We start from the raw sequence: 10,354 nt of genomic DNA on the forward strand, positions 1-10,354 counted from the left end.
GAACCATAGGCATACGCGATGCGCGCCGATACCACGGCCAGCGGAATGGACGGAGCTGCCCGGCATGCAGATATCGATCATGGGCTTCGTCGTCTGCGCCCTGCTTCTGACGGCAGGATACTACATGCGCGGGCCCGTCATCATCGCGATGATCGCGGCGCTGGCCTTCGGATCCACGTCGTTGATGACGTTGACCTCGCTGGGCGGGTCCTCTCCGTTGATCTACACCATGTTCGCTGCGTTGTTCGTCGGCACGATGGTGATCCGACGACATTTGTGGAGCGAATTGGGTACGGCTTTCGCCACCATCCGCGTCAACTGGCTTATCGTCGGCCTGGTCGCATACGCGATCATCGGCGCCTGGCTTTTTCCGCGCTTCTTCCTTGGCCAGACAAGTGTTTTCGTTCAATCGAGCTCGCGCTACGGCGTGGTCGAGGCCTCTCTCGCTCCGGTGAATTCCAACATCACGCAGACAGCATATTTCACATTGGGCGCGATCACGTCGATCGGCCTCAGTGTTCTTCTGCTCGCGCGTGACAGGCTGGAACAGGTCCGGCGCGGATTTCTGGTGTGGGCAAGCCTTCACTGCGCCATGGGGGCGATAGACCTCGTCGGCAAGCTGGCCGGCGCCGGCGATCTTCTGGCGCCGATCCGAACCGCCAACTACGTCAATCTGACGGAAGCAAGCGAAGGAGGCTTCTGGCGCATCGCCGGTGCGTTCTCGGAAGCCTCTTCCTTCGGCGCCGTTTCGCTCGCCTGCATCGCCTTCAGCTATACCTATTGGCGCAAATCCGGATCGCGCTATGCGCGCAATCTGACGTTCGCTCTCCTGGTGCTCCTTCTTCTGTCGACCTCATCCACCGCCTATGTCGGGATCGCCATCATATCGCTTCCGGTGCTCGTCGGTCTTGGGCAGTCACTCGTGGCAAAGCGGTTCAGCCAGGATGACGTACTGATCGTGGTGACGTTCACGACGGGAGCTCTGCTGATGCTTGCTCTCGTTCTCAGCGACCGCGCTTTCTTCGAGCCGTTCGTTCGCCTGGTCGACGACATGGTCTTCAACAAGCTGAGCTCCGACTCGGGTCAGGAGCGGACATACTGGAACATGAAGAGCCTGCAAGCTTTTGCGGACACGGGAGGTCTCGGCATCGGTTTTGGCAGTTCTCGCGCCTCGAGCTGGCCAATCGCGGTGATTTCGCAGCTTGGCGCAATAGGCGCCTTGATGACGGCGGCGCTCGCTCTGGTCATCTTTCGAGGGCTGGGAAAAATGCGCGGTGCGGTCGATCGGCAGACCGAGGCGACCGTCAGCGCCGTGCGCGCGGCATCTCTGGCCGGGATGGTCGCCGGATCGCTGATCAGCGGGACGGCCGATCCGGGAATGCTGTTCTTTATCGCGCTGGCCGTGATCGCGTCGACACGAGCGCGGGTGCGTTTGAGAAGTGGCTACGCCGCCGCCGCGCCGGCTCCGACACCGCCGAACCGGCTTGCTACGCAATACGGCGCCGCATGATGGGAATGCGGCGCCGGAATTGTCGGTTCGGTTATGCCCGGCAGATGGTCAGTCGTTCCATTCCGGCAGCGCTTCGATTTCTTCCTTGGTCATGTCGAGACTGATCGAGCCGTCCACCATCGTCACCTGGTCGAGCATCACGATCACGTCCTTGTCACCGATGCCGAGAAAGCCACCGACTTCGAGTGCAAGCGCGGTAGGCTGCCCATCGGCCGTACCAAGAACCTCTTCGATCTCACCGATCGTCTCGCCATCGGCGGTCATGACGTTCATGTCTTCCAGTTGGTCGACGCTGACTTCGAACGGCGCGACCATCTGTGCATCCGTCTCGATTTCGATGAGGTCAGCCGGCTGGGCGAGCGCGCCAGAGGCGCTTGCGGCCAGTGCCGTGGCGAGTGCAATCGCGGACAATCCATTCAGCGGAGTCATGGGCTGGTATCCTCTTGTTTTTGAATGCGGTTAGAACGCCCCCGCTGGCGGACGGTTCCAGCACCGAAAACAAATCAGACGGTGGAAACCACAATTCCGCCAAGGGCCGCGACGAGCACCACGATAAAGGGCGCCATCTTCCAGGCTGCCAGAAGCACAAAGCAGATCGCGGCAAGCGCGAAAGCAGCGGGGCCATCGATGGCCGAAACGAAGACGGGATCATAAAGGGCGGCAGCGAGGATGCCGACGACGGCCGCGTTCGTCCCGCGCATCATGACCTGAGCGATGCGCTGGCGCCGAAACGCCTGCCAGAACGGCAGTATTCCGATCAGCAGCAGCATGCCGGGCAGAAAAATCGCAATCAGCGCGATCGAGGCGCCAGGAAGACCGTTTGGCGGAAATGGAAGTACGGTGCCGAGGTAGGCTGCGAAGGTAAAGAGGGGGCCAGGCACGGCCTGGGCTGCGCCGTAGCCGGCGAGGAACGTATCGGCCGACAGCCAGCCAGCCCTGACTGTTTCCGCTTCCAGCAAAGGCAAGACAACGTGGCCGCCACCAAAGACAAGGGACCCTGACCGGTAGAATGCGTCAAAGAGCGCAGCAGCTCCCGGCTCACCGCCGGCGGCAACGATCGGAAGACCGATGAGCAAAGCAGCAAAGACAACAAGCGCGATCGTTCCAACTGTCCGGCTGACCGGAAAGCGGATGGTCTCGGCCTGTTCGGCCTCTTCCTCCGGCATGGTCAGAAATCCGCCGGCCAAGGCGCCAAGTACGATCGCGGTGATCTGCCCCACAGAGCCCGGCAGGACCGCGGTAAGCGTCAATGCCGCGAGCGCGATGGCGGCTGTGCTCCGATCCGGGCAAAGGGCTCTTGCCATGCCCCAGACGGCGGTCGCCACGATTGCCACGGCGACGATTTTCAACCCGGACAGGATACCGGTTGCGAGGGGCCCGTCCACCGCGGCAGCCCCCATGCCGAACGCCACCAACAAGATGGCCGAGGGCAAGGTAAAGGCAACCCACGCCGCAAGCGCGCCTGCATAACCGGCGCGTTTCAACCCGAGGGCGAAACCGACCTGGCTCGATGCGGGACCAGGCAGGAACTGGCAAAGTGCGACGAGATCGGCATAGCCTTTCTCATCGATCCAACGCCTGCGCAGCACAAGTTCATCGCGAAAATATCCAAGATGGGCGATCGGTCCTCCAAAGGAGGTCAGGCCGAGCTTCAGGAACGCGAGAAAGACTTCACCGGCATTTCCATCGCACGCGTCGCAGTTCGTCCTATCCATGCCCGCATCCCCACCGATCTCCATGCAAAAGTCGATAAGCATGCCCAGCTTGCGTGACAACAACCCAACCGGCGTGTCACGAAAGTTTCATGAATTGCGGGAGGACGGACCGAGCGCTTCAGTGCTGATAGTACATCTGGTCGGTGTGCTCCACCATGTTGCGGCACGCATGCTCGCCCGAAAATTGTACCAGATGCTGACGCGCTCGATTGAGCCTGCTCTTCACCGTGCCCATTGCACAGTCACAGACTTCCGCCGTGTCCTCGTAGCTCATACCGAGCATGACGATGAGGATCAGCACCTCACGCTGCTCGTAGGGAAGGCGCTGGATGTTTCGGGAAACCTCCTGGCCGCGAATGGTCCATTCCTGTGACGGCGACGCGGTCGGACGCAGCGATGCACAGTCCGCCGCCGCCGGGCATTCCCGATTGTAAATCTTGATGCGGGTATAAAAGCTGTTCCGCATGATGGTGAACAGCCATGATTTCATGCTGGTGCCGGCGTGAAACTGATGAATGTTCGCAATGCCTTTTGTCAAAGTCTCCTGTACCAGATCATCCGCATCGCTCGGGTCAGGGCAGAACGTCCGAGCAAAGGCCCTTAACGGCGCGATCATATCCGTGATGCCTGACAACTCGGCCCTGAGCCCCGATGCGGTCTCCGCCGCAACGGCTCCCGAATGCACCCTCGGTTGGTTCGCATTCAACATTTTCGCACTCCAATGGCGTGATCGATCCCCAGCACGCAACAGCAACGGATGGCGGTAGCAACCGTTCCGGCAATTGAAGTACGAAATCGCGGTTTTCATGATATTTTTTGTGTATTAACATATGTAATTGACGGAATTGGCAGTCATTTTGAATGATCTACTTTGGTGCGTGTGCGTCGCTGTGCCTGACGTCGTCAGCCGCCGACAATGTCGCCGCCATTGGGATGCAGCACCTGGCCGGTAAAATAGGACCCGTCTTCGCAGGCCAGAAACAAAAGCGCTGGAGCAACTTCATTCGGTTGCCCCGGCCGGCCCATCGGAGTGTCCGTGCCGAAACTCTCTACCTTTTCGGCCGGAAATGACGCCGGGATCAAAGGCGTCCAGATCGGGCCGGGTGCGACCCCGTTTACACGGATGCCCTTGGAGGCAAGATTTGCGGAAAGGGCGCGCACGAAGGCGAGCAAGGCCCCCTTTGTCGACGAATAGTCGATCAGTGTCGGCTGGCCACGATACGCGGTAACCGAAGTGGTGCAGATTATCGACGCGCCTTGCCGCAGATGAGGCAATGCGGCCTGGGTGACGTAAAAACTCCCGAACACATTGGTGCGAAACGTTCGTGTCAGTTGATCCTCGGTTATGTCTGTCAGATCTTCCTGATAGTGCTGTTCGGCCGCGTTGTTCACCACAACGTCGATGCCGCCGAACCGGTCGAGTGCATCGGCGATAAGTTTCTGCGCAATGGATCGATCCGCGACATCTCCCTTGAACGCAAAGCATTTCGCGCCTTCTTCGCGAAGGCGGTCGAGCGTTTCCTCCGCGTCTTCGGTCTCGTTGTCGTCTCCATACAGAATGGCGACGTTTGCGCCCTCGCGCGCAAACAGAACGGCTGTCGCACGTCCAATGCCCGAATCACCGCCCGTGATGATGGCCGTCTTGCCCGACAGCCGTCCTGATCCCGAAAATCGGGGCATGTAGTCTGGTGCGGGGTGCATGGCATCTTCGCTTCCGGGCTGATGCGTTTTTTCCTGCCTTTCGGGGGGTGAGGTCTTGTTCATGGGGCGCTCCTCAGTTGACGTCCGGATAGGGATTGGCGCGAAGCAGGCGCGCCAGATGCGCCGCCGAGCGTGCTGCCATCTTCACGGCACCGGCCACTGTGTCCGGTATCTCGTCGAGATCGCGAAAATCGGTGCTGCCCATGGCATCACCCACCCAGTAGGCGACGGCGTTCGGCGCCAGCGAGAAGCCGACGTCATTGGCTGCCTGATAGATTTCGGCGGAGACATGATGGGCGCCATCCTCGTTTCCGACGACGGCAACAATGGCCACTTTCCCGTAGGATGGCATGCGCCCGCCGTCGTCCTTCTCCGAGATGAACGCGTCCATCCGTTCCAGCGCCCGTTTGATCACGCTGGAGGGCTGGCCCATCCAGACCGGCGTGCCGAAGATGACGATGTCGCAGGACAGCACCTGCGATCGGATCGTCGGCCAGGCGTCGCCTTCCCCTTCGTCGGACGTGACGCCCGGCCTGATGTCATGGTCGGCCAGCCGCAGCGTACTGCCGCGAACGTCCTGATGGCGCAACTCTTCCAGGAGCAGGTCGATCATGCGATCGGTCGAGGAGACACCGTCGGCGCTGGATTTCAATGTGCCGTTCAGGGCCAATGCTTTAAGATCGCGCGTCACCATCCACCATTCTCCATCCTGTCTCTGCCGCGAAACAGCATGTTAGTCGCATTGTTCCGTCTTTCGCGGAACGCTGTAGCCCGGAGCTCGTTGAGACGGAGAGCGAGGCCAAGATGATGACTCAACTCCTTCAGCATTCGCCCGAGCCTGGGCGCCCGCCTGTTCCGCAGCCGGATCCCGAACCGGACCTGCCGCCGGATGACGATCCTGAGCCCGTCCGTGAACCCGACCCCTGGCCGGATGATTTGCCCTTGCCCAATCCGGACGAGGTCAATCCGCCGGTTCATGTCGCTTAAGCGTGCATGGCGCGCCAAGGCGGCGTCGAACGACTTTCTCATCGGATGATAACTGGACAAACAAAGTCCAGTTAATCTAAGAGTGCGGCCGTCGCTTCATGCGCCGGCATCACATTCTGGATGTTGCTCGCGACGATGCCCACCGATCACCGCGGATAGCCATGCTGAGTTCGTTCTTCTCCTACTATGCCCCGCACAAGCGGCTGTTCTTCGCCGATTTCGGCAGCGCAGTGCTATCCGGGCTTCTGTCTCTAGGGTTCCCACTGGCGGTGACGGCTTTCGTCGACCACCTGCTTCCGCGTGGGGATTGGGTTCTCATTCTCCTGTCTGCAGCCGGCCTGTTGGCGATCTATCTCGTCAACACGGGCCTGATGGTGGTCGTCACCTATTGGGGCCACGTCCTCGGGATCGCGATCGAGACGGAGATGCGACGGCGCGCCTTCGATCATCTGCAAAAGCTGTCATTCCGGTTCTTCGACGAACAGAAGACCGGCCACCTGATCGCGCGGCTGACCAAGGACCTGGAGGAGATCGGGGAGGTGGCGCATCACGGGCCGGAAGATCTCTTCGTGGCCGTGATGACGTTCATCGGCGCGCTCATCCTCATGTTCATGGTGCATCCGCAGCTCGCGCTGATCGCCAGCGCGATCGCGCCGCTGATCATGTGGCTGGTGATCCGCTACGGAGGAGCGATGGCGCGCAACTGGCGCGAACAATTCGGCCGGGTCGCAGCATTCAATGCCCGGATCGAGGAGAATGTCGGCGGTGCCCGCGTCGTTCGGGCTTTCGCCAACGAAGATCACGAGCGCGCGCTTTTTGCCGCCGACAACGACCGCTATCGCATGGTCAAGCATCAGGCCTACCGGATCATGGCCGCGACGCTTGCGATCAACTTTCTCGGGATGCGCGTGGTGCAGGTGGTGATCCTCATCGCGGGGACGTACTTCGTCACCAACGGCACCCTGACGGTCGGGGGATTTGTCGGCTTCCTGCTCCTGATCAACGTATTCTACCAGCCACTCGAGAAGATCGCGGCCGTCGTCGAAATCTATCCAAAGGGTATCGCCGGCTATCGGCGCTACCAGGAGCTTCTGGCGACCGAACCCGATATCGTCGATGCCGAAGACGCGGTGTTGCTCGATGCTTCACGCGGGGCGATCGCGTTCAACGATGTGCAGTTCGGCTATTCGCAGGACCGTCCGGTGATCCGCGGGGTCAGCCTCAGCGTCTCACCCGGCGAGACCATCGCCTTCGTGGGTCCTTCCGGAGCAGGCAAGACCACGCTTCTGGCGCTGGTTCCCCGCTTCTATGAAGTGACGGGCGGCCAGATCACCATCGACGGGCACGATATCCGAAACGTCACGATGACGTCGCTGCGCCGCCATATCGGGATCGTCAGCCAGGATGTCTTCCTCTTTGCCGGCACATTGCGCGAGAATATCGCCTATGGTCGGCTCGATGCCAGCGAAGCGGAAATCCTTGAGGCGGCCAGACGGGCGCGTCTTGAAGAGATGATCGACGGTCTTCCCGATGGCCTCGACACCGTGATCGGCGAGCGTGGGGTCAAGCTTTCCGGCGGCCAGAAGCAGCGTGTTGCCATCGCCCGGATCTTCCTCAAGAACCCGCCGATCCTGATCCTCGACGAGGCAACCTCGGCGCTCGACACGGAAACGGAACGCCAGATCCAGCGCGCGCTGGACGAGTTGTCGAAGGGCCGTACCGTCCTCGTCATCGCGCACCGCCTCGCCACGATCCGCAACGCCGACCGCATTGCCGTGGTGGTCGACGGACAGGTCGCGGAGATCGGCGATCATGCCGCGCTCATGGCCGCCGATGGACCGTATCGCCGGCTGAACGCGGCGCAGATTTCTCTCGATGATCATGCCGTGACTGAGGCGGCCGAATAGCCTCTCAGCATACGAAACGCCGCGCGGCTTGCCCGACCGAAGCGGGGCGGGGCGATCATTGCCCGGCCTTCGCTGCCGGTGGTGATAGCGGCTGACCCTTGCACAGCACAGCCCGATACGATCTGCCCGGCTGCGATTGTCTTGCCGTTGCAAGTGCTTGGTCTACGCGCCACGCGCCGGGATATGCGGAAATATTCATTTCTTTTGTCGAATGACCAGCCGGTTCAGCCGCCGACTGTGCTGTGTGCGCAACAGTTCAGAAAAATCGATGGCATTTAATATTGGAGTTATGAATGGAAAAACTTATCGTCTAATCTGAAACATGAGTGGGGCGGGATTCGAAGTTCAGTTCGGGGGTTTCAATGTTCGGTATTCGTCAAGGCGTACTGTGTCTCAGCGCTGCCTTGCTGTGCAGTGCTGCAGCAGCCGGCGATCTCGTCTATACGCCGATCAATCCTTCTTTCGGCGGCAGCCCGCTCAATTCCGCCCATCTTCTCGGCACCGCCGCGGCGCAACGCGAGGCGACGGCGAGCGATGCGGAGATCGACGAAATGCTCGGCGGCGGCGATGAGCCGGGCGAGGACACCGGCAATGCCGACGCCGACCTCTTCGTGCGGCAGTTGCAGGGGCGGCTGCTCTCGGCGCTGGCGGGCCAGGTGACGGATGCGATCTTCGGCGACAACCCGCAGGACAACGGCGTCGTCACGTTCGGCGACACCGAGGTGGCGTTCGAGCGCACGCTCGATTCGATCGCGCTCACCATCACCGATTTCACCGACGGCTCGATCACGCGGATTGTCGTGCCGCAACTGGTGACCAACGATTGATCTTGAAGTCACGGGGCCGGGGGGCGCGGGACTTGGCAGAGAAGATGAGGGCGGGGGCTCGATGGCGGACCACAGTGTAGGCGTAACCAAATCTCTCCTGGCGGCGGTTCTGGGAGCCATGATGCTCGCCGGCTGCGCGGTGACGCAGGAGACATTCCTCGACAGCCCGCCCGCGGTCGCGGCCGTCACGCGTCCGAACGACGCGCTGCGCCGGCTGCCGGCGCCGGTCGAGAAGACCGTGGTCGCCGTTTACGAGTATAACGACCTGACCGGCCAGTACCGTGAGCGCGAGAACGTGCAGACATTGTCGCGTGCCGTGACGCAGGGCGGGGCGCCGATGCTGGTCAAGGCGCTGCAGGACGCCGGCGAGGGGCGCTGGTTTACCGTGCTGGAGCGTTCCGAACTCGACAATCTGCTGCGCGAGCGCCAGATCCTGACCGAGATGCGCCGCATCTATCGCAACGAACAGCGGATCGACGCTTCGATCCTGCCGCCGCTGATGCATGCCGGGATCATCATCGAGGGCGGGATCATCGGTTATGACACCAACACGATCACCGGCGGCGCCGGGGCGCGTTTCCTCGGCATCGGCGGCGACACGAAATATGTCCAGGACACGGTGACGGTGACGCTGCGCGCGGTCTCGACCAAGTCCGGCGAGGTGCTGGCGACGGTGTCGACGCGCAAGGCGGTCGCCTCCTACGCGCTCCAGGGCGGGGCCTTCCGCTATCTCAAGCTCGACGAGCTCCTGGAGGCGGAGGCCGGCGTGACCTACAACGAGCCGAAGCAGATCGCCGTGGAATCGGCCATCGAGGCGGCCGTGCAATCGCTGATCGTGGAGGGCGCCGAACTCGGTATCTGGCAGTTCGCCGACAAGCGGCTCGGCCAGGACTATGTCACCGCCTACCGGGCGCGCAAATATGACGAGCGCCTGACGCTGGCGGCGCAGACCCGGCCGGCGCCGGCGACCGCCGCGCCGACGCAGATCGCCGAGACGACTGGGCTGGCGCCACGACCCGTGCGGGTGCAGACGATCCGCTCGCCGCGCGCGGCAAGCGCGCCGGCTGAACGCCGTGCCGCACCGGCGCAGACCGCGCCGCAGGCGCAGCCCGCATCGCCGGCACGGCGCGACCTGCCGCCGGCGCCGGAGGGCGAGGGCGAGACGCTGGGCAGCGCCCCAAACGATGCGGCCGAGGAAAAGCCGCGCGACGTGGCATCCGTCGAGGGCTAGGCAGCCGTGACGCTGACAGAAACGGCTCTGCATCCGTGAATGCTGGATCATGCGTTTTTCTCCGGCGTTCCCTGCGTGCCACGCGATTGGCGGGAGATGAGCGCTGCTCGCTTGCGTCGGCGGATCTGGCCTTGCCCTTCGCTATGGCTGCGGGCGTTCGTCTCTGAAATCGCGGTGCAGTTTTAGATCTGCGGTCATCGTTCCTCACCCCCCTCACCAGTAAAATCTAGCACTTAGCTTGCGCTAAGATGCTGATTTTACGTCCTCTCCCACAATGGGGAGAGGTGGGGTGTTGCGCTCTCCTCGTGTCACCTCTCCCCCTTCGTGGGAGAGGACGCGATTTCCTGGGCTTGGGCGCAAGACCAAGTCCTTGGAAATCGCTGGTGAGGGGGTCGCGATGACGCGGCTTCGCCCGTTCGGCTCCCGCACACGCCTTCTGCCCGGCACGGCCTTGACCGCCCGGTGGATGGAACAGG

Annotated in this window: 10 protein-coding genes; 5 read left to right on the plus strand and 5 right to left on the minus strand. The window is 62.0% G+C overall.

Annotation, left to right across the window (positions count from 1 at the left end):
- Positions 1 to 64 precede the first annotated feature (64 nt).
- Positions 65 to 1,510, plus strand: a complete 1,446-nt coding sequence (locus CN673_RS01555; protein WP_099864364.1) for an O-antigen ligase family protein — start codon at positions 65 to 67, stop codon at positions 1,508 to 1,510.
- 48 nt (positions 1,511 to 1,558) lie between these two features.
- On the opposite strand, the gene CN673_RS01560 is transcribed toward CN673_RS01555, so the two are convergent.
- From CN673_RS01560 to CN673_RS01580, 5 genes are all read right to left on the minus strand, one after another.
- A complete protein-coding gene (locus CN673_RS01560; RefSeq protein WP_099864366.1) occupies positions 1,559 to 1,939 on the minus strand; it encodes a PRC-barrel domain-containing protein in 381 nt (126 codons plus the stop codon).
- A gap of 74 nt (positions 1,940 to 2,013) precedes the next feature.
- Entirely contained in the window at positions 2,014 to 3,225 is a 1,212-nt protein-coding gene (chrA, locus tag CN673_RS01565; RefSeq protein WP_099864986.1) for a chromate efflux transporter, read from the minus strand.
- Between the two features lie 118 nt (positions 3,226 to 3,343).
- On the minus strand, positions 3,344 to 4,033 hold the full coding sequence (locus CN673_RS01570) for a sigma-70 family RNA polymerase sigma factor (protein ID WP_306456948.1): 690 nt from the start codon (positions 4,031 to 4,033) through the stop codon (positions 3,344 to 3,346).
- Positions 4,034 to 4,128: 95 nt separating this feature from the next.
- Positions 4,129 to 4,989, minus strand: a complete 861-nt coding sequence (locus CN673_RS01575) for an SDR family oxidoreductase (protein ID WP_099864370.1) — start codon at positions 4,987 to 4,989, stop codon at positions 4,129 to 4,131.
- A 10-nt stretch (positions 4,990 to 4,999) separates the two neighbouring features.
- Positions 5,000 to 5,620, minus strand: a complete 621-nt coding sequence (locus CN673_RS01580; RefSeq protein WP_099864372.1) for a flavodoxin family protein — start codon at positions 5,618 to 5,620, stop codon at positions 5,000 to 5,002.
- A gap of 110 nt (positions 5,621 to 5,730) precedes the next feature.
- Here CN673_RS01580 and CN673_RS01585 point away from each other — a divergent pair, with 110 nt between their 5' ends.
- The 4 genes from CN673_RS01585 to CN673_RS01600 all read left to right on the plus strand — a co-directional run bounded on the left by CN673_RS01585 (position 5,731) and on the right by CN673_RS01600 (position 9,878).
- Complete coding sequence (locus tag CN673_RS01585; protein WP_245409734.1) at positions 5,731 to 5,913, plus strand: hypothetical protein; 183 nt, start codon at positions 5,731 to 5,733, stop codon at positions 5,911 to 5,913.
- 161 nt (positions 5,914 to 6,074) lie between these two features.
- On the plus strand, positions 6,075 to 7,820 hold the full coding sequence (locus CN673_RS01590; RefSeq protein WP_099864374.1) for an ABC transporter ATP-binding protein: 1,746 nt from the start codon (positions 6,075 to 6,077) through the stop codon (positions 7,818 to 7,820).
- Between the two features lie 362 nt (positions 7,821 to 8,182).
- Positions 8,183 to 8,647 carry a curli assembly protein CsgF gene (locus CN673_RS01595; protein WP_099864377.1) on the plus strand — a complete coding sequence of 155 codons (465 nt, stop codon included), beginning with the start codon at positions 8,183 to 8,185 and terminating at the stop codon, positions 8,645 to 8,647.
- Positions 8,648 to 8,708: 61 nt separating this feature from the next.
- Positions 8,709 to 9,878 carry a CsgG/HfaB family protein gene (locus CN673_RS01600; RefSeq protein ID WP_099864380.1) on the plus strand — a complete coding sequence of 390 codons (1,170 nt, stop codon included), beginning with the start codon at positions 8,709 to 8,711 and terminating at the stop codon, positions 9,876 to 9,878.
- Positions 9,879 to 10,354 lie beyond the last annotated feature (476 nt).

The organism is Neopararhizobium haloflavum, assembly GCF_002750855.1.
GTDB lineage: Bacteria > Pseudomonadota > Alphaproteobacteria > Rhizobiales > Rhizobiaceae > Georhizobium > Georhizobium haloflavum.